This is a genomic window from Amycolatopsis sp. NPDC049691, assembly GCF_040675005.1.
Lineage (GTDB): Bacteria > Actinomycetota > Actinomycetes > Mycobacteriales > Pseudonocardiaceae > Amycolatopsis.
This window is the reverse complement of record NZ_JBFANX010000024.1, coordinates 97919-120714: the sequence shown is the minus strand read 5'-3', so window position 1 is coordinate 120714 and position 22796 is coordinate 97919. Positions and strand designations below refer to the sequence as shown.

General features: G+C 70.8%; 22 protein-coding genes. 7 read left to right on the top strand and 15 right to left on the bottom strand.

What is annotated here, in order from left to right; all coding sequences use genetic code 11:
• Window positions 1-35 precede the first annotated feature (35 nt).
• The 6 genes from AB0J40_RS39255 to AB0J40_RS39230 all read right to left on the bottom strand — a co-directional run bounded on the left by AB0J40_RS39255 (window position 36) and on the right by AB0J40_RS39230 (window position 5417).
• On the bottom strand, window positions 36-737 hold the full coding sequence (locus AB0J40_RS39255; protein ID WP_364464119.1) for a hypothetical protein: 702 nt from the start codon (window positions 735-737) through the stop codon (window positions 36-38).
• On the bottom strand, window positions 734-1240 hold the full coding sequence (locus tag AB0J40_RS39250) for a SigE family RNA polymerase sigma factor (protein ID WP_364464116.1): 507 nt from the start codon (window positions 1238-1240) through the stop codon (window positions 734-736). Before AB0J40_RS39250 ends, AB0J40_RS39255 begins: the two co-directional genes overlap by 4 nt.
• Window positions 1241-1450: 210 nt before the next feature.
• Window positions 1451-2077, bottom strand: a complete 627-nt coding sequence (locus tag AB0J40_RS39245; RefSeq protein WP_364464114.1) for an acyltransferase — start codon at window positions 2075-2077, stop codon at window positions 1451-1453.
• On the bottom strand, window positions 2064-3260 hold the full coding sequence (locus AB0J40_RS39240) for a glycosyltransferase family 4 protein (protein WP_364464111.1): 1197 nt from the start codon (window positions 3258-3260) through the stop codon (window positions 2064-2066). Before AB0J40_RS39240 ends, AB0J40_RS39245 begins: the two co-directional genes overlap by 14 nt.
• 32 nt (window positions 3261-3292) lie before the next feature.
• A complete protein-coding gene (locus AB0J40_RS39235) occupies window positions 3293-4222 on the bottom strand; it encodes an NAD-dependent epimerase/dehydratase family protein (RefSeq protein WP_364464108.1) in 930 nt (309 codons plus the stop codon).
• 22 nt (window positions 4223-4244) lie between these two features.
• On the bottom strand, window positions 4245-5417 hold the full coding sequence (locus AB0J40_RS39230; protein ID WP_364464106.1) for a DegT/DnrJ/EryC1/StrS family aminotransferase: 1173 nt from the start codon (window positions 5415-5417) through the stop codon (window positions 4245-4247).
• Window positions 5418-5544: 127 nt separating this feature from the next.
• Here AB0J40_RS39230 and AB0J40_RS39225 point away from each other — a divergent pair, with 127 nt between their 5' ends.
• Both AB0J40_RS39225 and lhgO read left to right on the top strand, forming a co-directional pair.
• A complete protein-coding gene (locus tag AB0J40_RS39225; protein WP_364464104.1) occupies window positions 5545-8646 on the top strand; it encodes a BTAD domain-containing putative transcriptional regulator in 3102 nt (1033 codons plus the stop codon).
• Window positions 8647-8676: 30 nt separating this feature from the next.
• Window positions 8677-9864, top strand: a complete 1188-nt coding sequence (lhgO, locus tag AB0J40_RS39220) for an L-2-hydroxyglutarate oxidase (protein WP_364464102.1) — start codon at window positions 8677-8679, stop codon at window positions 9862-9864.
• On the opposite strand, the gene AB0J40_RS39215 is transcribed toward lhgO, so the two are convergent.
• Window positions 9861-10862 (bottom strand): DUF3558 family protein, encoded by a 1002-nt coding sequence (locus AB0J40_RS39215; RefSeq protein ID WP_364464100.1) that lies wholly within the window; start codon window positions 10860-10862, stop codon window positions 9861-9863. The genes lhgO and AB0J40_RS39215 overlap by 4 nt on opposite strands.
• A 64-nt stretch (window positions 10863-10926) precedes the next feature.
• Window positions 10927-12189 carry a serine--tRNA ligase gene (gene serS, locus AB0J40_RS39210; protein ID WP_364464097.1) on the bottom strand — a complete coding sequence of 421 codons (1263 nt, stop codon included), beginning with the start codon at window positions 12187-12189 and terminating at the stop codon, window positions 10927-10929.
• A 120-nt stretch (window positions 12190-12309) separates the two neighbouring features.
• On the opposite strand from serS, the gene AB0J40_RS39205 reads away from it, so the two are divergent.
• A complete protein-coding gene (locus AB0J40_RS39205; protein WP_364464095.1) occupies window positions 12310-13599 on the top strand; it encodes an aspartate aminotransferase family protein in 1290 nt (429 codons plus the stop codon).
• A 333-nt stretch (window positions 13600-13932) separates the two neighbouring features.
• On the opposite strand, the gene AB0J40_RS39200 is transcribed toward AB0J40_RS39205, so the two are convergent.
• From AB0J40_RS39200 to AB0J40_RS39185, 4 genes are read right to left on the bottom strand one after another with little or no spacing between them, the layout of a single operon-like run.
• Window positions 13933-14838 carry a haloalkane dehalogenase gene (locus AB0J40_RS39200; RefSeq protein ID WP_364464093.1) on the bottom strand — a complete coding sequence of 302 codons (906 nt, stop codon included), beginning with the start codon at window positions 14836-14838 and terminating at the stop codon, window positions 13933-13935.
• Window positions 14839-14877: 39 nt separating this feature from the next.
• A complete protein-coding gene (locus tag AB0J40_RS39195; RefSeq protein ID WP_364464090.1) occupies window positions 14878-15330 on the bottom strand; it encodes a DUF350 domain-containing protein in 453 nt (150 codons plus the stop codon).
• A 44-nt stretch (window positions 15331-15374) separates the two neighbouring features.
• Complete coding sequence (locus tag AB0J40_RS39190; protein WP_364464087.1) at window positions 15375-16541, bottom strand: glutathionylspermidine synthase family protein; 1167 nt, start codon at window positions 16539-16541, stop codon at window positions 15375-15377.
• Window positions 16542-17150 (bottom strand): hypothetical protein, encoded by a 609-nt coding sequence (locus AB0J40_RS39185; RefSeq protein WP_364464084.1) that lies wholly within the window; start codon window positions 17148-17150, stop codon window positions 16542-16544.
• 94 nt (window positions 17151-17244) lie between these two features.
• Here AB0J40_RS39185 and AB0J40_RS39180 point away from each other — a divergent pair, with 94 nt between their 5' ends.
• The 4 genes from AB0J40_RS39180 to AB0J40_RS39165 all read left to right on the top strand — a co-directional run bounded on the left by AB0J40_RS39180 (window position 17245) and on the right by AB0J40_RS39165 (window position 20472).
• Window positions 17245-18270, top strand: a complete 1026-nt coding sequence (locus AB0J40_RS39180) for a septum formation family protein (protein ID WP_364464081.1) — start codon at window positions 17245-17247, stop codon at window positions 18268-18270.
• Entirely contained in the window at window positions 18270-18620 is a 351-nt protein-coding gene (locus AB0J40_RS39175) for a metallopeptidase family protein (protein WP_364464078.1), read from the top strand. Before AB0J40_RS39180 ends, AB0J40_RS39175 begins: the two co-directional genes overlap by 1 nt.
• 88 nt (window positions 18621-18708) lie before the next feature.
• Window positions 18709-19950, top strand: a complete 1242-nt coding sequence (locus tag AB0J40_RS39170) for an MFS transporter (protein ID WP_364464075.1) — start codon at window positions 18709-18711, stop codon at window positions 19948-19950.
• 39 nt (window positions 19951-19989) lie between these two features.
• Window positions 19990-20472, top strand: coding sequence for a hypothetical protein (locus AB0J40_RS39165; RefSeq protein WP_364464072.1), 483 nt, complete (start codon window positions 19990-19992; stop codon window positions 20470-20472).
• Here the strand turns inward: AB0J40_RS39165 and AB0J40_RS39160 are convergent.
• The 3 genes from AB0J40_RS39160 to pheA form a co-directional block, all read right to left on the bottom strand.
• Window positions 20469-21116 carry a DUF4232 domain-containing protein gene (locus AB0J40_RS39160; protein ID WP_364464204.1) on the bottom strand — a complete coding sequence of 216 codons (648 nt, stop codon included), beginning with the start codon at window positions 21114-21116 and terminating at the stop codon, window positions 20469-20471. The two genes, AB0J40_RS39165 and AB0J40_RS39160, sit on opposite strands and share 4 nt — an antisense overlap.
• A gap of 116 nt (window positions 21117-21232) precedes the next feature.
• Window positions 21233-21850 carry a histidine phosphatase family protein gene (locus tag AB0J40_RS39155; protein WP_364464070.1) on the bottom strand — a complete coding sequence of 206 codons (618 nt, stop codon included), beginning with the start codon at window positions 21848-21850 and terminating at the stop codon, window positions 21233-21235.
• Entirely contained in the window at window positions 21847-22755 is a 909-nt protein-coding gene (gene pheA, locus AB0J40_RS39150; RefSeq protein WP_364464067.1) for a prephenate dehydratase, read from the bottom strand. The genes AB0J40_RS39155 and pheA overlap by 4 nt, the downstream gene beginning before the upstream one ends.
• Window positions 22756-22796 lie beyond the last annotated feature (41 nt).

Below are 22796 nucleotides of genomic sequence, written 5' to 3'. Positions count from 1 at the left end.
GGTTCTTACGCCCGCGCCGGGCCGCCCGGTACCGCCTACTTGGTGAGCCGCTTGCCGTCCGCGTCGTAGGCGATCAGCGGGGTCAGGGAGGCGGAGTCGGGCACGGAGTCGGGGTGGAACCAGAAGATGACCACGGTGGGGTCCGCGGTCCACTTGGCCAGGCGCGCCTCGACGGTCCGGCCGTGCACGGTGGTCGTGATCTTCGCCGCCGGGCCGGCGAAGTAGCCGAAAACCGGGATGACCTGGTTGCCGATCACCTCGCCGCCGTCGGTGGCGTGGAAGCCGAACGACCGATCGGAGCCGCGGAACTCGTTCGTCGCCAGCGCGGCCCGCAGCGACGTGCCGGAGCGGAAACCGGCCACCACGCCGAAGTGGATGTCCGGCAGCTCCGGCAGGTCGACTGCCCGCGCGAAGAACACGACCTCGCCGGCCGGAGTCTGGATCCCGGTGCCGACGACGTCACCGATCGGCTGCTCCGCGGAAGGCGTGGCGGGTGTCGAGGTGACCGGCGACGGCGGCTGCGCGACCGGCGCGGGCGCGGGCTGCCGCAGCTGGACGGCGAAGACGAACACGAGCACGACGACGGCCGCGGCGGCGATCCCGGCCGTGGTGGTCAGCACGCGACGGCGACGCCGGATGCGCGCGCCACCGGCCATGATGGCGGCGAGGTCCGGCTCGGCGAAGGGCTCGTCGGGCGGCTGCCGGAGGGCGGCGCGGAAGTCGTCGAGGTCGTTCATCGCCCGCTCCCTCCGATCAGGGTGTCCTCGCCGGCCTCGACCCGCAGCTTGGCCAACGCCCGCGAGTTCGTGCTCTTCACGGTACCGAGCGAAACGCCGAGCTCACGGGCCACTTCTGCCTCGGGCAGGTCGAAGAAGTGACGCAGCACGACGACGGCGCGTTCGCGGTCGGTCAGGGTCCGCAGCACGGCGGTGAGCCACGCGCGCTGGGTGACGGCCTTGTCGACGTCCAGCCGGTCCGGCCGCTCCGGCATGGCCTCGGTGGCGTACTCGCGGAGGGGCCGCCGCCAGCCGTCGATGACGTGGTTGACCAGGACGGTCCGGGCGTAGCCGTAGGCGTCCTTGTGGCGGACCCGCGCCCAGGCGGCGTACGTGCGGGTGAAGGCGGTCTGCGCGGCGTCTTCGGCTTGGTGGCGGTCACCGGTGAGCAGGTAGGCCGCGTGGGTGAGCCTCGCCGACGAGGCGCGCACGAAGTCCGCGAACTCGTCGTCGCCGCGCGCCATGGGTCACCTCGTTCCGTCCTCTAGCAGCGACGGCCGGGCGGCGGAAAGGTTGCCTGTCGATCTTTCGAACGTTGTGTAATCGATATCTCGCGCTGGGTCACGAAGTACTAGATTGTGCTGCGTGCGCCTCCGTGCGCGAGGACTTCCCCGCCGTTGGGCGGTTCCGCGACGGCGGCGCCGGCGACCGACGCCGGCGCTGCCGTCATCCACTTACTCGGAGAAGTCGCCGGAGGGCGCGCCCCAGCCTGAGGGGTCGGCTCCGCGTTCCTCCGCGATCGCGCGGCGGCGGGCGTTCTCCGCCCGGACCCGGTCCACTTCGGACTGGATGTACTCCTCGTCGTAGCGCTGGAACACCCGCGCCGGGTTGCCCGCCACCAGCGTGCGCGGCGGGACGTCCTTCGCCACCACCGAGTTCGGCTGGACCGTCGCGAAGTCGCCGATCGTCACGCCCGCCATGATCACCACCAGGCCGCCGATGAAGCAGCCCTTGCCGATCTTCACCGGCTTGCGCTCGATCAGGTCGCTGCCCGAATGGTTCTGCAGCGTCATGTTCGCGAGCCAGCTCGAGTGCGTGAAGATCAGCGTGTTCAGGCCGATACTGGTGTGCTCGCCGATCTCCAGCCCGCCGCTCGCGTCGAGCGCCGCTCCTTCACCCACCCAGCAGTGGTCGCCCATCTTCAGGTTCTCGGGGCTGATGATCTTCACGCGCTCGCGCACGCGGCACGTCGACGGCAGCCCGTAGAACTGCGCGCGCTCGGCGTCGTTCATGTACTGCGAAACGAGCTCGGTCAGGATCTGCGGGCGCAGCCGGTGGCTGCGCTCGTCATCGAAGAACATCGGCTTCCGACACCAATTTCTCAAAAGTACGAAGGTGTTCTTCCGCGACGACGTCGAGGCCGAAGTTCGACCGCACCATCTCGCTCTCGCGCTGTGCGATCAAGGCCCGGCGATCGGGGTCGTCGAGCAGCTCGATCACCGTGCGCGCCACGGCTTCCGAGTCGTCGGGGCGCACCAGCAACACGTTCTCGCCGTTGCGCAGCTCGATGCCCGGGTAGTTGTCCTCGGTGACGGACGCGATCGTCGCCGTCCCGGACAGCATCGCCTCCAGGGACGCCGTGCCGCAGCCGCCGTTGAGGTCGTGCGTGACGATGTCCGCCGCCGCGAAGTACGCCGGGACGTCCGCCTTCGGCACCGCGCCCGTCACCACCAGCGCGTCCGAGACGCCCAGTTCGGCCGCCCGCTTGAGGAACGCGTCGTGGTACACGCGGCCGACGACGACCACCCGGACGCCGGGGTGCTTGTCCAAAATGGACGGCAGGGCCTCGATCAGCGGCAGCCGGTTGCGCAGCGGGATGACGTGCCCGAGCGAGACGATCAGCGGCGCGTCGCCGATTTCGTGCTCCGCGCGGACGTCCTTCGTCACCGGCTTCGCGAAGTGACCCGTGTCGACGGCGATCGGGAAGTACTCCGAGTTCGCGTCGCTGGTGCCGTAGCGCTCGACGCAGTAGTCGACGCCCAGCTTGTCCAGGATGACGTACCGCGGCCGGATGTACTTCAGGATCGGCTTCACGAGCACCGCGTCGAGCAGCCGGAACACGCCGCCGTACAGCTTGTTGTCGCTGATCAGCAGGGTGTGGATGGTCAGCAGCGTCGGCACGCCGTGGCGGCGCGCCCAGATCCCGGCCAGCCACGACAGATCGAAGAACTGGCCGTGCAGGTGGATCGCGTCCGGCTTGAACTCGTCGAGCAGCTTCCACAGCCGCCGCCAGTTGCCCGGCCGCAGCGACGCGAAGCTCATGTCGAAGTCGATCGACAGGCCGACCTGCGGCATCTTCACCGCGGGGAGGCGCACGACGCGGTAGCCGTCACGCTCCTCCTCGGCCGGGGCGTCGGCGTAGGCCGCCGTGACGGCCAGGACTTCGTGCCCCGCCTCGACGAACTGCGCCGCCAGCGACGCCGCCATGTGCGCGCTCCCGCCCACGCGGGGCGGGAAGAAGTTGTTCACCACCGCGATGCGCATCGCACGTCCTCGGGCCGGCCCCGCGGTGGCACTCACTCCGATTCCTTGACCAGTTCCCGCATGCCGTCCTCGACGGTGATCCGCGGCTCCCAGCCCAGCACCTCGCGGGCCCGGCTGATGTCGGCGGCGCGCCGCGAGACCAGCACGTCACGCTCGTTGAACAGCGGCTCGACGTCGACGCCGACGGCCTCGATGAGGATCTTCGCCAGCGCCGCGATCGAGGTGTCGATGCCGGTGCCGATGTTGATCGGCAGGTTCGCCCGCTCCGACTCCAGCGCCGCGACGACGGCCCGCGCGAGGTCGGTGACGTGCACGAAGTCCATCGACTGGTCGCCGCGGCCGTCGATGATCGGCGGCTGGCCGGCACGCAGGCGCTGGATGAAGTGGTTGATGACCGACGTGTAGTACGCCTCGATCTTCTGGCCCGGGCCGTACACGTTGAAGAACCGCAGCGCGTTCCAGGACAGGCCCTTCTGGCGCTCGTAGAAGCCCAGCAGGTCCTCGCCCGCGCGCTTGGAGATGCAGTACGGCGTGAGCGGGCGCAGCTCGTCGTCCTCGTGCATCGGCAGCCGCTTCGGCTCGCCGTAGACCGACGCGGTCGACGCGAACACCAGGCGCTCGACGCCTTCGTCCGCGGCCGCGGCGAACACGTTGTGGTTGCCGATCATGTTGATGTCGATCGACTCGTGCGGGTCGGCGATCGACTTGTTGATCGACACCGTGGCGAAGTGGATGACGTGCGTGCAGCCGCGCATGGCCTCGCGCACCGCGCCGCCGTAGCGGACGTCCTTCTCGACCAGCTCGACCTGGCCGGTGGCGACGAACTCGTTGACGCGGGCGCGGTCGCCGCGGGTCATGTTGTCGAAGATCCGGACCGTGTAGCCACCCTCGATCAGCAGCGGGATGACGTGCGCGGCGATGAACCCACCGCCCCCGGTGAAGAGCACCTTCTTGTCGGACACCAATTTCTCCTCGGTAGGGGCTTCAGGACAGGGACTGCACGGCTTCGCGCACGACCTCGCCGACGCGGGTGACCTCGGCGTCGGTGAGGTTGGCGTGCATGGGGATCGCGAGCTGGCGCGCGAACGCGTCGGCCGAGACGGGCAGCGGCGCCTGGGGACCGTAGACCGGCTGCAGGTGCGAGGCGTAGGTGCCGAAGTTGCACTGGACGCCCTGCTCGCGGATGCGCAGGGCGAGCGTGTCACGGCTGATCTCGGGCGCCACCGTGAGCAGGTAGGCCTGCCACGGGTGCTCCCGATCGGGCAGTTCCACCGGGACGGTCAAGGCGTCGACGTCGTCGAACGCCTCGTGGTAGCGCTTGGCGACCGACCGGCGGGCGGCGAGGAGGTCCGGCAGCCGGTCGAGCTGGACGTTCATGATCGCGGCCTGGACGTCCGACATGCGGAAGTTGTAGCCGAGCTCGTGGAACTCCGGGATCGGCAGCGCGTTCGAGCCTTCGCGGCTGATCGCCGGCTCGATGCCGTAGGTGTGCAGCTTGCGGGCGTGCGCGATGAGGTCCTCGCGGTCGGAGACCAGCGCGCCGCCCTCGCCCGCGGTGATGCCCTTGCGGCCGTGGAAGGAGAACGCGGCGAGGTCGGCGAGGCTGCCGGCGGGGCGCGTCTTGTACGTCGCGCCGGCGGCGCAGGCGGCGTCCTCGAAGAGCCAGAGGCCGTGCTTGTCGGCGATCGCCCGGTACTCGTCGAAGTCACCGGGCTGGCCGGCGACGTCGACGACGAGGATGCCGACCGTCTTCGGCGTGATCAGGGCTTCGATCGCGGCGGGGTCGGCGCTGAAGATGTCCGGGCGGATGTCGGCGAACACCGGGGTCGCGCCGGCCTGCACGACGGCGTGGCCGGTGGCCGGGAACGTGTAGTCGCCGACGATGACCTCGTCGCCCGGCTGAACGCCGAGGACCTTGAGGCCGAGGAAGAGCGCCGAGCCGCAGTTCGCGGTCGTCAACGCGTGCGCGGTGCCGGTGACCTGCGCGAACCGCTCCTCGAACCGGCGGCACGCCGGTCCGGCACCGGCCAGCCAGCCGGACTTGAAGACCTCGGCGACCGCGGCGAGCTCTTCTTCTCCGACGGTCGGCGCTCCGAGGGCAATACCGCCGACGTACGTTTTCCCGCGGAGGCGGCTTTGAACACTGTCGGTCGACATACCTCTCCCATTGCGTGGGGACCCGGCGAAGTGTATAGACGCTCACTCAGGTGATTCACAGCCCCACGCCGAAGACCACTCTGGAGTGACAACTTCCCCAGGTCGGCGCACGTCTTAGGCTGAACCCATGCGATTCGGGGTCTTGGGGGCGGTCGCCGCATGGGGTGAAGACGGCACGCAGGTGCCGGTGGGCGGCCCGCGGTCGCGGACGCTGCTGGCGCTGCTCGCCCTCGAAGCCGGCCGGTTCGTCCCGGCCGAGCGGCTGATCGACGGCATGTACGGCGAGTACCCGCCGGACGGCGCGGCGAACGCCCTCCAGTCGCAGGTCTCGCGGCTGCGGACGGCGTTGAAGGACCTGGCGCCGGTCGAGTTCACCGCGGCGGGCTACCGCTTGGCCGTCGAACCGGACGAAGTGGACGTTCACGCCTTCGAACGCCTTGCACGCGAAGGCCGTGCGCTGCTGAAGAACGGCGAGCACGCCCGCGCGGCGACTGTCCTCGGTGAAGCGCTGGCGTTGTGGCGCGGGGCGGCGTTCACGGACCTGGCGGACGCGCCGTTCGCCGCGGCCCAGGCCGCCCGGCTCGACGAGCTGCGTGCCGACGCCGCCGACGACCACGTCGAGGCCCGGCTGGCGCTGGGACGGGCCGACGACGTCCTCGCCGAGCTGCGCGAGACCGTCGCCGCGCAGCCGTTGCGGGAACGCCCGCGGGCGCAGCTGGTGCGCGCACTGACCGCCGCGGGACGGCCGGCCGACGCGCTGGCCGCGTTCGAAGACGCCCGCCGCACGCTCGCCGACGAGCTGGGTGCCGACCCTGGTCCGGACCTCGCCGAAGCCCACCTCGCCGTGCTGCGCGGCGAAACCGAAAAGCCGGTGATCCCGGCGTTGCCCGCGCAGCTGACCAGCTTCGTCGGCCGCGACGGCGAGCTGCGGCAGCTGGCGGACCTGCTGGGCCGCAGCAGGCTCGTGACGCTCACCGGGCCGGGCGGCACCGGCAAGACGCGGCTGGCCGTCGAAGCGGCCGCCGCGGAGGCCGGGCCGGTCGCGTTCGTCGAGCTCGCCCCGCACGGCGGCGACGGCGTCGCCGGGGCGGTGCTGGCCGCGCTCGGCCTGCGCGAAAGCTCGCGCGGTGGCCCGCAGGACCCCGCCGACCGGCTGATCTCGGCGCTGCGCGACCGCTCGGTGCTGCTCGTGCTCGACAACTGCGAGCACGTCGTCGACGTCGCGGCCCGGCTGGCCGGACGGCTGCTCGCCGCGTGCCCGGGGCTGCGGGTGCTGGCCACCAGCCGCGAGCCGCTCGGCATCACCGGCGAGCAGCTGGCGCCGGTGCCGCGGCTGGCCGTCCCGCCGCCGGGCACCCCCGCGGCGGAAGCACTCACGTACCCATCTGTCCGCCTGTTCGCCGACCGCGCCGCGGCGAGCGACCCCGCGTTCGTCCTCGACGACGACACCGTCGGCGACGTCCAGCACCTCTGCGCGGCCCTCGACGGCCTGCCGCTGGCGCTGGAGCTGGCCGCGGCCCGCGTCCGGAGCCTGGCCCTCGGCGAGATCGCGGCCCGGCTCGACGACCGGTTCCGGCTGCTCGCCCGCGGCAGCCGGACGGCCGAGGCGCGGCACCGCTCGCTGCGCGGTGTCGTCGAGTGGAGCTGGGACCTCCTCGGCGACGAGGAACGCGAACTGGCGCGCCGCCTGTCGGTGTTCCCCGGCGGCGCGACGCTCGCCGCGGCGGCGGAAGTCTGCGGCGCCGACGACGGGCTGGTGTTCGAGCTGGCCGACAAGTCGCTGGTCGAAGCCGTCGGCGGCCGGTTCCGGATGCTGGAGACGATCCGCGCGTTCGGCGCCGAGAAGCTCGCCGAAGCGGGCGAAACCGAGGCGGTCCACCGGGCGCACGCCGAGTACTTCCTGCGGTTCGCCGAAGAAGCCGACCCGATGCTGCGGACCGCGGCGCAGCTTGAGTGGCTCGACCGGATCGACGCCGAGTACGACAACCTCCTGGCCGCGCTGCGCTGGGCGACCGAGCACGACGTCGTGCTCGCCCTGCGGCTGGTGCCGCTGCTGGGGATGTACTGGTGGATGCGCGGACGGCGGTTCGAAGGCGCCGGGTTGTCGCTGGCCGTCGTCTCCCGGACCCCGCCGGAGCTGCGCGAGGAGTACGTCGAAGAGTTCCTGGTGTGCGTGCTCGGCGCGCTGTCCGGGCAACCGGACGAGTCCCTGGAGCAGTTCCTGCCGATGGTCCACCGGTACGCGACGAGCGTGGACTGGGCGCCCCGGCACCCGATCCTGGTGATGCTGCTGGGCGTGGTCGCCGGTCCGCCGGACGAGGACGAGCAGCTGCTCGGCCGCGGCGAGGCGCTGCTGGCCCAGGGCGATCCCTGGAGCTGGGCGCTGCTGCCCACCGGGATGGGCCTGCGCTCGATGATGACGGGCGATCCGGCCGGTGCCGAAGAAGGCCTGCGCGAGGGCGCGAGGCAGTTCCGCGAGCTGGGTGAGCGGTGGGGCCTGTCGATGGCGCTGGACCACCTGTCGCAGCTGCTCGCGTGGCGCGGCGACTACGCCGCCGCGTTGCCGATGATGAACGAGGCGCTGGGCCTGATGACCGAGATCGGCGCGCGCGACGACGTCGCGGACCTGATCTGCCGCCGCGGGTGGGCCCGCCTGCTGTCGGGCGACCGCGCCGGTGCCCGCGCGGACTACGAGCTGGCCGCGGCCACGGCCCGCCGCTCCGGAATGCCGGAATCCCGCTCCGCGGCCTACGTCGGCCTGGCGACGCTCGCACGGTTGTCGGGCGACCTGGCCGCTGCCCGGGAGCTCTGCGAGCGCGCGCTGACCGAAAGCCCGGCCGGCTCGTTCTCGGCGGAATCGGTCCGCGCGGCGGCGATGATCTCCCTCGGCTGGCTCTCGGTGCTGGAAGGCCGGCCCGCCGAAGCCGCCAGGCTGCACCGCGAGGCACTGCTGACCGGGCGGCGCCGGCACGCCGGCGACATCGTGGCGTTCGCCTTGGAGGGCTTGGCCGGGGTCGCCGCGGCGGAGTCGCGCCCGGAGCAGGCGGCCCTGCTCCTCGGCACGGCGGCGACCGTGCGTGGCACGGCGATCGTCGACGACCCGGACGTCTCCTCGGTGCGGACGCGGGCCGTCGAGTCGCTGGGCGCGGCCGGTTTCGAGCGCGCCTACGCGGCGGGGCTGGCGATGAACACCCAGAAAGCGCTGACCACGGCCGGGCTGGCGGACTGACCCTTCCCCGCTCGCGTAGCCTGGTCGATCGTGCGCAACGTCGTAGTCGTCGGGGGCGGGATCGTCGGTCTGGCCGTGGCCTGGGAGCTGACCAGGCGCGGGCTGGACGTCACCGTGCTGGAGAAGGAACCCCGCTGGGCCGCCCACCAGACCGGGCACAACTCGAACGTCGTGCACGCCGGGCTCTACTACAAGCCCGGCTCCTTCAAGGCGCGGATGTCCGTCGCCGGCAACCGGTCCATCGTGGACTTCGCGCGGCAGTACGGCGTGCCCGTCGAGGTCTGCGGGAAGCTCGTCGTCGCCACCGACGAGCGGGAGATCCCGGCGCTGAACACCCTCGCCGAGCGGGCCGAGGCCAACGGCGTCCCCGCGAAGAAGATCTCCCCCGCCGAAGCGCGCGAGTACGAGCCCGAGGTCGCCTGCGTCGCCGCGTTGCGGGTCGAGTCCACCGGGATCATCGACTTCCCCGGCGTCTGCGCCGCGCTCGTCCGGCTGCTCGACGAAGCCGGCGTCGACCTGCGGCTGAACAGTCCCGTGCTGGCCATCCGCGCCGGGGCGAACGGCGGCGTCGAGGTCGCGACCGGCGAAGACGTCGTCCGGGCCGACGCGCTCGTGAACTGCGCCGGCCTGCATTCCGACCGCGTCGCGCGGCTGGCCGGGCTGACGCCGTCGGCGAAGATCGTGCCGTTCCGCGGCGAGTACTACGAGCTCAAGCCGGAGCGCCGCGGCCTGGTCAAGGGCCTGATCTACCCCGTGCCGGACCCGACGCTGCCGTTCCTCGGCGTGCACCTCACGCGGATGCTCGACGGCAGCGTCCACGCCGGCCCGAACGCCGTGCTCGCGCTGCGCCGCGAGGGCTACCGCTGGCGCGACTTCTCCGCGAAGGACGTCGCCGAGGTCGCGGCCTTTCCCGGTGCCTGGCGGCTGGCGAAGAAGTACGCGTTCCCGACCGGCCTCGACGAGGTCCGCCGCTCGTTCTCGAAGAAGCGGTTCGCCGCGAGCCTCGCCCGGCTCGTCCCGGCCGTCACCGCGGACGACATCGTCCGCCACGGCTCCGGCGTGCGCGCGCAGGCGATGCGCCGCGACGGCTCGCTCGTCGACGACTTCCTCATCGAGACCGCGCGCGACCAGGTGCACGTCCTGAACGCGCCGTCGCCGGCCGCGACGAGCGCGCTCGAAATCGCGCGCCACATCGCCGACCAGGTGGCGAAGGACTAGCCCGGCAGGTTCGCCGTCACCAGCGACAGGCCCTGCTTGACGACGTCGCACGTCTTGGTGTCGTCACCGATGAACCCGCTGACCACCTGCACCGACGACGTCTCGGTGATCGGCAGGAACGCCCCGCAGGTCACGCGCAGGCCGCCCAGGTTCGGGTAGATGCCCCACTTCTTGCCGCCGACGTCGACGGTCTCGAGCGGGGTGACGCCCTTCACGCCCGGCCAGTCGGTCACCGGCGTGCTCGGGCCGAACCAGACTTCGAACGCCTTCTGGCCCTCGTTGCCGTCGGTGTCGTCCCAGAGGCAGTAAGTCGCGTTGGGCACCGTCGACGAGGTGTCCTTCTCGCCGGTGGGCGAGATGTTCTTCAGCTGCGCGACCTGCTCCGGCTTCAGCATCGCGCACGGGTCGGCCGACAGCAGTGGCCCGCCCGGCTCGGCCTTCTTCGGCCCGGCCGGGGTGATCGGCGGCGCGGGCTGCCCGCCGGGCAGGTGGGCCGCGACCTGCGGGACCACGGTCTTGGCCAGCTCGCACGACTTGGCCAGCTCCGGGCCCGAGACGCTGACGAACGCGAAGGACTGGTCACCGAGGATGGCGTAGAAGACGCAGTCGTCGGCGAGGATCGACGGGTACTGCGTCCAGGTGAAGCCGCCGAGCTGCTGCGGCTGCGACTTCGGGACGGCGCCGGCGATGTACTCGTTGAAGTCCAGGTCCGTCGTGTAGCCGACGTTGAGCGTGGCCGACGGGTCGATGTCGTCCTTCGTGCTCCACAGGCACATTGGCGCCTGCAGCCGCTCCTTGTTCTCCTTCACCGAGCGGCCGGGGGACTCGTAGCCGAGCGCGTCGACCTGCTCCTGGTCGAGCAGCGTGCAGGCGTCGAAGTCCGTCACGATCGGGCCCTGACCCGGCACCGGCGAGGCCGTCCCGTTGACGGCCACCGAGCAGCCGGAGACCACGGTCAGGGCCGCCACCGCCGCCACGACCTGCCACTTCATGCGCATGAATCCTCCCGTTCGGCCCGGACACTACTGGGACGAACGGAGCAGCACCGGGGATCCGCCCAAATCAGCGAGGCGTGAGGACTTCCTTGCCGCCGACGAACGGGCGCAGCGCCTCCGGCACGCGGACCGAGCCGTCCTCCTGCTGGTGGTTCTCGACGATCGCGACGATCCACCGGGTGGTGGCCAGCGTGCCGTTGAGGGTCGCGGCGATCTGCGGCTTGCCGTTCTCGTCGCGGTAGCGGACCGAGAGGCGGCGGGCCTGGAACGTCGTGCAGTTCGACGTCGAGGTCAGCTCGCGGTAGGTGTCCTGGGTCGGGATCCACGCCTCGCAGTCGAACTTGCGGTGCGCGGACGTGCCGAGGTCACCGGTCGCGGTGTCGATGACCCGGTAGGGCACCTCGATCTTGGCGAGCATCTGCTCTTCCCAGCCGAGCAGCCGGTCGTGCTCCGCCTCGGCGTCCTCCGGCTTGGCGTAGACGAACATCTCCACCTTGTCGAACTGGTGGACGCGGATGATGCCGCGGGTGTCCTTGCCGTACGAGCCGGCCTCGCGGCGGTAGCACGACGACCAGCCCGCGTAGCGGTTCGGGCCGTCGTTCAGGTCCAGGATCTCGTCGGCGTGGAAGCCGGCGAGCGGCACCTCCGACGTCCCGACGAGGTACAGGTCGTCTTCCTCGAGGTGGTAGATCTCGCTCGAGTGCTGCCCGAGGAAGCCGGTGCCGGCCATGATCTCCGGGCGCACCAGCGACGGCGTGATCATCGGCGTGAAGCCGTTCTCGAGCGCCTGCGCGATGGCCATGTTGAGCAGGCCGAGCTGCAGCTGCGCGCCGACGCCGGTGAGGAAGTAGAACCGCGAGCCCGAGACCTTCGCGCCGCGCTCCATGTCGACCCCGCCGAGCGCTTCGAGCAGCTCGAGGTGGTCCTTCGGGGTGAAGTCGAACTTCGTCGGCTCGCCGACGTGCTTGAGCACGGCGAAGTCGTCTTCGCCGCCGACGGGCGCGCTCGGGTGGACGAGGTTCGGCACGGTCCGGAAGAGCGTGTCGAACTCCTCCGACGCGGTGTTCTGCTCCGCCTCGGCGGCCTTGACCTGCGCGGCGAGCTCCTTGGCCGTGGCCAGGAGCTGCTGCTTCTCCTCCGGCGGCGCCTTCGGGATCTGCTTGCCCAGGAGCTTCTGCTCGTTGCGCAGCTTGTCGGCGGCCGCGATCGAAGACCGGCGCCGGGTGTCGAGGGAGAGCAGCTTGTCGACCACTCCCTCGTCTTCACCACGGGCGCGCTGCGACGCGCGCACGGCTTCCGGGTCTTCGCGCAGAGTCCTGGGGTCAATCACGAAGACAGAGGGTAGTCCGTACAGACTGTGCGTCCCTACTGGGTTATCCCGACAGTCTGATCGTTGAAGCGCTGTTCACGGCGTCCTCATACTCCGAGGAAACACCGAGGAGGCGCCCCGATGACCGATGAGCTGCTCGCCCGGCACCGCGCTGTCATGCCGTCCTGGATGTCCCTGCTCTACGAAGAGCCGATCGAGATCGTGCACGCCCACGACCGGCGGATGACGGACTCCCAGGGGCGCACCTACCTCGACTTCTTCGCCGGCGTGCTGACCAACTCGATGGGCTACGACGTCGCGGAGATCGGCGACGCGGTCCGCAAGCAGCTCGACACGGGCATCCTGCACACCTCGACGCTGTACCTGATCCGCTCCCAGGTCGAGCTGGCCGAGCGGATCGCGAAGCTGTCGGGCATCCCGGACGCGAAGGTGTTCTTCACGAACTCGGGCAGCGAGGCCAACGACACGGCGCTGATGCTGGCGACGCAGTTCCGGCGCAGCAACCAGGTGCTGGCGATGCGCAACAGCTACCACGGGCGCTCGTTCGGCACGGTGGCGATCACGGGCAACCGCGGCTGGTCGGCCTCGGCACTGAGCCCGGTGAAGGTCAACTACGTCCACGGCGGCTACCGCTACCGAAGCCCGTTCCGCGACCTGTCGGACGCGGACTACATCAAGGCGTGCGTGGCGGACCTGGTGGACGTCCTGGACACGGCGACGGCGGGCGACGTGGCGTGCCTGATCGCGGAGCCGATCCAGGGGGTGGGCGGCTTCAGCCTCCCACCGGACGGCCTGTTCCGGGCGATGAAGGAGGTCCTGGACGAGTACGGGGTGCTGTTCATCTCGGACGAGGTCCAGACGGGCTGGGGCCGCACGGGCGAGCACTTCTGGGGCATCGAGGCCCACGGGGTGACACCGGACATGATGACGTTCGCGAAGGGGCTCGGAAACGGCCTGGCGGTGGGCGGCGTGGTGGCCCGCGGCGACGTCCTGGACTGCTTCCAGGCCCAGTCGTTCTCGACGTTCGGCGGCAACCCGGTATCGATGGCGGGCGCAACGGCGGTACTGGACTACATCAAGGACCACGACCTGCAGGCCAACTGCGCGGCCCGGGGCGAGCAGCTGCTGTCGGGGTTGCGCGCGGCCGAGTCGCCGATCGTGGCGGAGGTGCGCGGCAAGGGCCTGATGATCGGTGTGGAGCTGATCAAGCCGGGAACAACGGAGCCAAACGTCCCGGCGGCGGCAAGAATGCTGGAGGAGACGAAGAAGCGCGGCCTCCTGATCGGCAAGGGCGGACTGCACGGAAACGTCCTACGCCTGGGCCCACCGATGACGCTGACACAGGAGGAGGCCCAGGAGGGCCTGGAAATCCTGGTGGAAGCACTGAAGGCAACGCACGCGGCGCTTTGAACCAGAAGAAGCTGGGTGGTCATCCCGTCGCCTGAGGCCGCAAAAATCACTTTGAGCCGGGCCCGCAACCAAAAGACCAAGGCGAGAGAGCATGCCAGGCTTGCGGGCCCGGCTCAAAGTGATAGGCCTCGTTCAGGCGACGGGATGACCACCCAGCGACCCACCTCTCAAAGGTGACAGGACTCGGAAAGCCCCGGTCATCCCGGAGCCTGCCCGTCCGGCGAGGACAGTCTTTTGTCTTTTCCAGCGGCAGGGGCAAAAGCCCTTCTGCCGCGGCTGAGTCGGGTCCGACCTCGTGGTCGTTCTGCTCTGCCGGCTGCCCGTTTCGCTGGCTCAGCCCCTGGCGAACCTTGCCACGTGCTGGGCCAGCTCCTCGCCCTTGTCCTCCTGCAGGAAGTGCCCCGCGCCCGCGATGACAGGGTGGTCCAGACCCGCAGCGCCGGGCATCGCGCGCTTCAGGATCGGGCCCATTCCGCCCGTTATCGGGTCTCCGTCGGAAAATGCCACCAGGAACGGGATCTCCAGCTCCGTCAGCGTCTTCCAGGCCGCCCTGTTCGCCTCCGACGCCGGGTCGTCCGGGCGGTACGGCACCAGGCCCGGCATCGCGCGTGGGCCTGCCTTGTACATCTCGTTCGGGAACGGGGCGTCGTACGCCGCCCGCTCCTCCTCCGACAGCGACGACTTGCAGCCCGACTGGATGAACCTCGCTATGTCGAGCACCGGGGCCTTCTGCACGGCTTCGCGGAACGAGTGCCACACCGCCGGCATGTCGACGTCGCCCGTGGGCAGGCCCGTGTTGGCCGCGACCACCCGCGAGAACCGGGATGGGTTCTCCGCGACCAGCCGCAGCCCGATCAGGCCGCCCCAGTCCTGGCCGACCAGCGTCACGTCCTTCAGGTCCAGCGCGTCGAACGCGAACCCGCGCATCCACTCCACGTGGCGCGCGTACGTGTGGTCCGTCAGGTCACCCGGCTTGTCCGACCGGCCGAAGCCGACCAGGTCCGGGGCGATCGCGCGCAAGCCCGCGGCCGCCAGGACCGGGAGCATCTTGCGGTACAGGTACGACCAGCTGGGCTCGCCGTGCAGCAGGAGGACGACCGGGCCGTCGGCCGGGCCCGCCTCCACGTAACCGACTCTGATCACGCCGCCGTGGGGGTCGTCGAGCTCGACGTACTTGGGCTCGAAGGGGAAGTCGGGCAGGTCCGTGAACCGGTCGTCCGGTGTCCTCAGCAGGCGCACGAACCCCACGCTAGTGCGAACGGACGAGCGTGGCCACGCTCAGGAGATGCCGACCGCCACCACGAGGCCCAGGCCGATGTGCGCCGCCGCGACGACGATGCTCACCGGGGCGAACTTCTCGCTCTCGATGGTCGACGCCACGTCGATGCGGGTCGCCCACTCCAGGAGCCGGACCGCGATGACCTGGACGACGATCCCGAGCAGGCCGTAGACCAGCGACGTGATCAGGCCTTCGGTCAGGTCGCTCGCCGAGTTGAAGATGGCCACGACGACGATGAACGCCATCGAGAGCATCCCGGACGCGGTCACGATCACCGCGTTCGGCAGGCCCTGCGTCACGAGCTTCGACAGCTTGCCCGGCGTGGTCCAGTCGATCGCGTAGAAGCCGGCGAACATCAGCAGCAGGCCGACGACGCCGTACAGCAGGATCGCGCCGATCCCCCGCACGAGGTCGGAGCCGAACGTGTCGGACAGCGCAAGGGTCGTGTTCACGAATTGTCTCCCAGGAGAAAGGGCTGATCAGCGACGGTGTTGTATCACGCTTCGGGGATGCGATGTGGGACAAATGCGGCACCGTCGTCGGTGACCAGGCCGCCGGTCTCCCGGATCCCCAGGCCGGCGGAGCTATCCCCGACGATCCACGCGCCGAGCGCCGGCCGGTAGCCGTCGAACTCGGGCAGCGGGTCGAACGCCTGGTAGACGAACCCTTCGGCGCCGTAGACGCCGTCGGTCTGGGTCTCGTAGCCGGTCGCGACGATCTGGACGTTCGCGCCTTCGCGGCCCAGCTTCGGCTTGCGGACGTACTCGGTGAGCAGGCCGAGGTCGTCGGCGAACGCGGGCAGCAGGTTCGGGTGACCCGGGTAGTTCTCCCACAGGATCGCCAGCAGCGTCTTGTTGGAGAGGATCATCTTCCAGAGCGGCTCGATCCACAGCGTCCGCGGCAGCGACTCGACGGCGTGGCGGCCGAACTCCTCGTCGACCACCCACTCCCACGGGTACAGCTTCAGCACGGTCGCCATCTGCGACTCTTCGAGGTCGACGAACCGCTTGAGCACCGGGTCCCAGCCGATCTCCTCGATCGCCAGGCCGACCGTGTCGAGGCCGGCCTCGGCCGCGGTCTCCTGCAGGTACGCCGTGGTGACGTTGTCCTCGCCACTCGGGTCCGCCGCCGACCAGGTGAAGTGCAGCTCGTTCGACGGCAGCTTGTCCTGGAGCTGGGTCCACCGCTCGACGAGCTTCTCGTGGATCGAGTTCCACTGGTCGTCGTCCGGGAAGACGTCGGTCTTCCAGTGCCACTGCAGCAGCGACGCCTCCAGCAGCGTGGTGGGCGTGTCCGCGTTGTACTCCAGCAGCTTGGCCGGCGACTTGCCGTCGTAGCGCAGGTCGAACCGGCCGTAGACGTGCGGGTCCTGCCGCTTCCACGACTCGGCGATGTGCGGCCAGACCCACTCGGGGATGCCGAACCGCTGGTAGCCCTCGGTCGTCACGACGTTGTCGACGGCCTCCAGGCACATCGAGTGCAGCAGCTCGACGTCCGCCTCGAGCGACAGGACCTCGTCCATGTCGAAGACGTAGTGCACCGACTCGTCCCAGTACGGCCGCATGCGGCCGCTCGCGTCGCGGGCCGGCGTGCCGTAGACGAGCCCCTGCTCTTCGACGATCCGCTGCCAGTCGCGCCGCGGCTCCCGCCGGTCCCGGTACACCTACGATCCCCCGCTCTTGCCGCTGCCGCCGGTGCCCCCGGTGCTGCCGCTCTTGCCGCTGATGCCGAACCCGCCGCGCTGGACGGACTTGCCGGTCTTCGTCGTGACGTTGGTGCGCGACGACGGCGGGTCGTAGGAGCCGCCGGTGACGTGCTGGCCGATGACGCCGCTGCCGCCGTAGTTGTAGCGGTAGCTGTTGTAGCCGCCACCCGGGATCGGCAGGAACAGGAACCCGCCGCTGTGGTAGCCGCCGTGGCTGGTCACGTACGTGTCGTCGCAGTAGTCGTCGTTCTGGACGACGCCGTTCGAGTCGGTGCAGACCGCCGTGACGTTCTCGGTCTTGGCGACCGAGTAGAACGTCGCGACCAGGCCGACGAGCCCGACCGTGACCCCGCTGCCGATGAGGATCTTGCGCCGGGTCGCCGCCTTGGCGTCGGACTGGCGGGCGAGTTCCTCGTCCCGCTCCTCCTGCGCCAGCGCCTGCTGCCGCGCGCGCTGCTCGGCGAGCGAGGGCTGCTTGGGACGGGTGTTCGAGTCCTGGAACCTCATCGAACCGCGCTTCGGCGGCTCGGGGGGCGGCTGGTCCCCAGTATTGCTGTCCTGCGTCATGTGCGCTCCGTAATCACCGGCCACCGCGAAACCGTGACCACCCTAACCACCCGGATCGCGCACGTCATGCGCGGCGCGGGCATCATGGACTGCGATGTCTCCCAGCGCCGATCGGTTCCCCACCGCCACGCAGACGCTGCGCACCCGCGTCGTGATGGGCGGGATCTTCGCGGGCGCGCTCATCGCGCTCGCGCTCAGCGTCCTGTTCAGCGGCAGCGGCGGCTTCGCCGGCGGGGCCGGCGGCGGGACGGGCAAGCTCTCGGCCCAGGCCGAGGAGGCCTTCCACTCACCCCCCGGCAGCTGCCTGACCTGGGACAACCCGGACGCGAGCGACGCGCGCAAGGTGGCCTGCACCCAGCCGCACCTGTTCGAGGTGACCGCGCTCGTCGACATCGGCGCCCAGTACCCGGAGGGCGCGCCGGTGCCGTCGCTGGAGCAGTGGCAGCAGATCGCGCAGCAGAAGTGCACCTCGGACGTGAAGCCCTACCTCGGGCACAACCTCGACCCGTACGGGAAGCTGACGACGAACCTGCTGCGCCCGACGCCGTCGCAGTGGGACGACGGCGACCGCCAGCTGCGGTGCGGCCTGCAGTGGGCGGGCCCGGGCGGCAGGCTGCTGCCGACCACCGGGCCGGCGAAGGAGCAGGACCAGTCGCTCGTCTTCGAGCCGGGCACCTGCCTCGCGCTGCAGGGCAAGGGCGTCGGCGACCCGATCGACTGCGCGAAGCCGCACTCCTACGAGATCATCGCGACCCTCGACCTCAAGTCGAAGTTCAAGGACACCTACCCGAAGCAGGACGACCAGAAGGCCTGGCTCGACACCGAGTGCACCAAGCAGGCGGCGACCTACACCGACGGCGCCGACCTCGACGCGAAGAAGCTGATCCTGACCTGGGACCTGCGGGAGCAGGAGAGCTGGGACGCCGGTTCGACCAAGGTCAACTGCAAGGTGGCCGCGCTCCTGCCGGACAAGAGCGGCCTGCAGGCGGTCACCGGCAGCGTCAAGGCCACTCCGGGCGGCCCGGACGGGGGCCCGCCCCCGGACGGCCCGCCTTCCGACGGCGGCGGCGGCCCGGCGACGTCGAGCTCCGCCCCGCCTTCGTCGAAGACGAACGGCTGATGCCCGTCGAGATGAGCCGGGAGCGGTTCGAGGAACTGGTCTCGGAAGCACTGGACGAGGTGCCCGCCGAGTTCGCGCGGGCGATGGACAACGTCGTCGTGCTGGTCGAGGAGTTCAACGAGGAGGCGCCGGACATCCTCGGGCTCTACCACGGGATCGCGCTGACCGAGCGGACGTCGTCGTACGGCGGGGTGCTGCCCGACCGGATCTCGATCTACCGGCAGCCGATCCTGTCGATGTGCGAAGACGAGGACGAGGTCGTCGAGGAGGTCCTCATCACCGTCGTGCACGAGCTGGGCCACCACTTCGGCATCGACGACGCCCGGCTGCACGAGCTCGGCTGGGGCTGAAGCCACAACGTGACCACCACCGGCTGACCACGCGCTTATCCTGTTACCCGAAGTCATTGGGCGACTGCGATGCGTGCTGGGGGATCCGGTGAACCCTGCTCGAAGACTCACGTGGCTGCTGACGTCGAGCGCGGCCTCCCACCTGGGCGACGGCATCGGCAAGGTGGCCCTGCCCCTGCTGGCCACGACCCTGACCCACGATCCCGTGCTCATCGCCGGGCTGTCCGCGACGCAGTTCCTGCCGTGGCTGCTCTTCGCCGCCGTCGCCGGCGCGCTGGTCGACCGGATCGACCGGCGGCGCGCGATGGTCGTCGCGAACACCGCCCGCGCGGTCGCGGTCGGCACCCTCGCCGTGCTCGTCGCCACCGGCGCGATGACGATCTGGCTGGTCTACCTGACGGCGCTGGTCATCGGCACCGCCGAAACGATCGCCGACAGCGCGGCCAACGCCCTGGTCCCGGCGGTCGTCGGCGACGGTTCGCTCGACAGCGCCAACAGCAAGCTCCAAGCGTGCGAGATCGTCGGCCAGACGTTCCTCGGCGGCCCGATCGGCAGCATGACCTTCGCGCTCTTCGCCGCCTTCCCGTTCTTCCTCAACTCCGCGGGCTTCGCGATCGCTGCGGCGGTCCTGCTCGGGCTGGTCGGCACCTACCGCGGTCGCGGCGAGGAGCGGCCGGCGCGGTTGCGGACCGAGCTGGCCGACGGCCTGCGCTGGCTGCGCGGCCACGCGCTGCTGCTGCGGCTGGTCGTCATCGCCGGGCTGCTCAGCCTGGTCAGCGAGCTCGCGCAGGCGCAGCTGGTGCTCTACGCGCTCGACGACCTCCACCTGTCCGACGCGACCTTCGGGTTCTTCGCGTTCGTCGGCGGGATCGGCGGCCTGCTCGGCGCGGGCGTCACCCCGCGGCTCGTGCGCGTGGCCGGGCGGCGCGTGGTCGTGACCGGCGGGATCCTCTGCTGCGGGGCCGGCTTCGGCGGGATGGGCCTGGTGCGTTCGCCGGTCGCCGGCGCGGCGCTGTTCGGCTTGTTCGCGGCCGCCGTCGTCGCGGTGAACGTCGTGCTCGCGACCGCCCGGCACACGCTCGTGCCCGGCGAGCTGCTCGGCCGGGTGCTCGGGGTGTGGCGGACGGTCGTCTGGGGCGCGATCCCGCTCGGCGCCCTGCTCGGCGGGGTGCTGACCACGGCGCTCGGCACGGCGGCGCGGACGTTCGCCGTCTCGGGCCTGGCGATGCTGGTGATCGCCGCGTTCGCGGCCGTCGCGCTGCGCCGTTTCCCGCTGGATGACAAATCGGACTCAGCCGCGCCGCTACAGCACCAGGAACCGGGTTTGTGAGCTGAAATATCTCATCGCCCAGGTGGTGAGGAGGCGGCTATGCGCACCGTGGACCCCGGAACCGGCACCGACGCCGGCCCCGACTTCGACGAGCCTCCGGGCGAGTCCGAGGAGGCCAAGACGGCACCACCGCAGTCACGACGGCTGCTCGTGCTGTGCGCGGTGGCCGGGTTCGTGCTCGGCGGCGGCGTGATCGGGCTGCTGTGGGGCCTGTCCGGCGTGCACGCGGGCGCCCTCGACGACGCGCTGGCCGCGTGCCAGGCCCTCGACCGCGTCGGCGACCTGCCGGACACGAGCCGGGACACGCAACCGTCGCTGACGCCGGGCCTCACGCCCGAACGGCTGCACCGGATGACCGCGGCGCGTGAGCTGTCCGCGGCCGCGGCCCAGGTCAACGCGACCTACCAGCCACTGGCCGACCACATCGACGGCGTGGCCAGGATGGTGCTCAGCCTGCACTTCAACGACATCTCCGGCCAGCGGCACCTCGTGCAGGCGCAGGAGATCTGCGGCCGCATCTAGGCGGGGTGAACGGTCTTCACCGAAAGCTGGTTGCCGGGGATCTTCGTGCTGGCGCACGCGGTCCCGTCGGTCGGCACGAACTTCGACGCCGTCTCCTGCGGCAGGTAGATGCGCAGGCCCTTCACCGCGGTCGGCTGGCAGGTGGCCGGGTCGAAGTTCCGCACGTTGACGAACTGGATGTCGGCGGCCGCCGTCTGGCCCGGGTCCAGCTTGACCGCGTTGCCCTTGGTGCCTTCGCGGAACGCGTCCTTGCCGACCTGGTGCCCATCGTTGCCCGCCACGTAGGAGACCCCGGGGAAGCCCTGGATCTCGCACGGCTTAGAGCTGGTGTTCTTGATCAGCAGCGGCCGGTACACCGAACCGGCGCCGGCGTCGCCCTGGCCGAGCGACAGCGTGACGTCGCCGGCCTTGCAGAGTCCGTTGTCGGCGGGCTGGGCGACCGGCGGCGCGGCCGCGGTGGTGCTGGTCGCGCTCGGCGCGGTCGAGGTGACGGTGGTGGAGGTGGGCGAGGCCGTCGTCGACGGTGTCGAGCTGCTCGCCGCGTTGGTGGTCCCGCCACTCCCGCAGGCGGAAAGCGCGAGAACGCCCGCCGAAGCCGCGACAACCGGCAGCAACCGAGAAAGCTTCGTCCGAACCATGTCAATCGCCTCCCTGGTGTGGTGCTACTGGGTAGACGTACGGATCTCCGGCAGGTTGGTTCGCCTCGTTAATTCCCCACCAAACGTGTCTTAAACGTGACGGGATCACACTCTCGGGACGATCAGAGCGGCGTGTCGACCCAGGTCAGGCAGTGCCATTGGCCGTCCGGGCGGGCTTCCAGCTCCACCAGGCCGGTGTTCGGGATCAGGGCCGCGTTGGCGACGTCGGCGTGGACGTTCGACGCCAGCCACTCGCCCGACAGCCGGATCGCGCCACCGTGGCTGACCAGGGCGATCACGCTGTCGGGATCGGCCTGCTCGTGCTTGGCGCGCAGCCTGCCGACCGCGTCGAGCATCCGGGTGCGCACGTCGGTGCCGCGCTCGCCGCCGGGCAGCGCCGGCTCCAGCTCGCCGAGCGTCCACCGCCGCACGGTCTCCATGTACGTCCGGATCGACTCGTGGTCGGTCGCCCCTTCCAGGTCGCCGGCGGTGACTTCGTGGACGCCGTCGACGACCTGGACCTCCAGGCCGAACCGCGCGGCCAAGGGCGCGGCCGTCTGCTGCGCGCGGATCGCCTGCGACGCGTACACCGCGGCGATCGGCTCCTCCGCCAGCCGGAACGCGAGGTCCTCGGCCTGCGTGCGGCCGAGCTCGGTGAGCGGCGGGCCCGGCAGGGCGGTGTCGAGCGCGCCACGGACGTTCCCATCGGTCTGCCCGTGGCGGATGAGCAGCAACCTCACGCCAGGTCTCCCTTGCGGACCGCGTCGGCCCACACGGCGGCGTCGACGAAGTCGTCGTTGCCGGACCCCGGCTGGATCGTGGTGCGCGTCCCGTCGGCGCGCGGGTGCGAGCCGAGGAACCGCAGGTTGCGGCAGTGCCGGCGCAACGCCGTCAGCGCGTCGAGGATCCGCGGCTCGGCCACGTGCCCCTCGAAGTCGATGAAGAAGCGGTACTCGCCGAAGTTGTTGCGCGTCGGCCGGGCGTCGAGCCTGGTCAGGTTGATCCCGCGGTCGGCCAGCGCGGTGAGCAGCTGGGCGAGCGTGCCGGTGCGGTTCGCGGCCGCGGCGACCACGGACGTCCGGTCGGCGCCCGTCGGCTCCGGCAGCTCGCCCGGCGGGCGGACCAGCAGGAACCGGGTGGCCGCGTCGCTGACGTCGGCGACCTCGGTGGCCAGCACCTCGAGGTCGTAGTGCTCGACGGCGACCGGCGCGCACACCGCCGCGTCGAACTGGCCCTCCAGCACCCCGACCGCGGCCGCCGACGTCGACGACGACGCCACCGGGTGCGCGTCCGGCAGGTTCGCCTCCAGCCACTCGCGGACCTGCGCGAGCGCGTGCGGGTGACTGGCGACGGTCTTGATGTCGCCCCCGCCGCGCCGGGTCAGCACGCTGAAGTGGATCGGCAGGATGGCCTCGGCGACGGCGACCAGCGGGGTCGACTCGCTGAGCGCGTCGAGGGTGGCGGGCACCACGCCCTCGACCGAGTTTTCGATGGGGACGCACGCGGCGTCCGCCTCGCCCTCGCGGACGGCCGTCATCGCCAGCCGGACGGTCTCGACCGGAATCAGTTCTCCGCCGCCGGCGAGGACCCGCGCGGCCTGTTCGGTGAAGGTCCCCTGGGGGCCGAAGTATGCGATCCGTGACACATCCCCAGGTTACGGGGGTGGCGACTTTCACTCGGACAGCC

Excerpts from the sequence above, each read along its gene's own strand:
- AB0J40_RS39255 (WP_364464119.1), bottom strand. The coding sequence starts at position 737 with ATGAACGACCTCGACGACTTCCGCGCCGCCCTCCGGCAGCCGCCCGAC.
- AB0J40_RS39250 (WP_364464116.1), bottom strand. The coding sequence starts at position 1,240 with ATGGCGCGCGGCGACGACGAGTTCGCGGACTTCGTGCGCGCCTCGTCG.
- AB0J40_RS39245 (WP_364464114.1), bottom strand. The coding sequence starts at position 2,077 with ATGTTCTTCGATGACGAGCGCAGCCACCGGCTGCGCCCGCAGATCCTG.
- AB0J40_RS39240 (WP_364464111.1), bottom strand. The coding sequence starts at position 3,260 with ATGCGCATCGCGGTGGTGAACAACTTCTTCCCGCCCCGCGTGGGCGGG.
- AB0J40_RS39230 (WP_364464106.1), bottom strand. The coding sequence starts at position 5,417 with ATGTCGACCGACAGTGTTCAAAGCCGCCTCCGCGGGAAAACGTACGTC.
- AB0J40_RS39225 (WP_364464104.1), top strand. The coding sequence starts at position 5,545 with ATGCGATTCGGGGTCTTGGGGGCGGTCGCCGCATGGGGTGAAGACGGC.
- AB0J40_RS39215 (WP_364464100.1), bottom strand. The coding sequence starts at position 10,862 with ATGCGCATGAAGTGGCAGGTCGTGGCGGCGGTGGCGGCCCTGACCGTG.
- AB0J40_RS39205 (WP_364464095.1), top strand. The coding sequence starts at position 12,310 with ATGACCGATGAGCTGCTCGCCCGGCACCGCGCTGTCATGCCGTCCTGG.
- AB0J40_RS39185 (WP_364464084.1), bottom strand. The coding sequence starts at position 17,150 with ATGACGCAGGACAGCAATACTGGGGACCAGCCGCCCCCCGAGCCGCCG.
- AB0J40_RS39180 (WP_364464081.1), top strand. The coding sequence starts at position 17,245 with ATGTCTCCCAGCGCCGATCGGTTCCCCACCGCCACGCAGACGCTGCGC.
- AB0J40_RS39175 (WP_364464078.1), top strand. The coding sequence starts at position 18,270 with ATGCCCGTCGAGATGAGCCGGGAGCGGTTCGAGGAACTGGTCTCGGAA.
- AB0J40_RS39165 (WP_364464072.1), top strand. The coding sequence starts at position 19,990 with ATGCGCACCGTGGACCCCGGAACCGGCACCGACGCCGGCCCCGACTTC.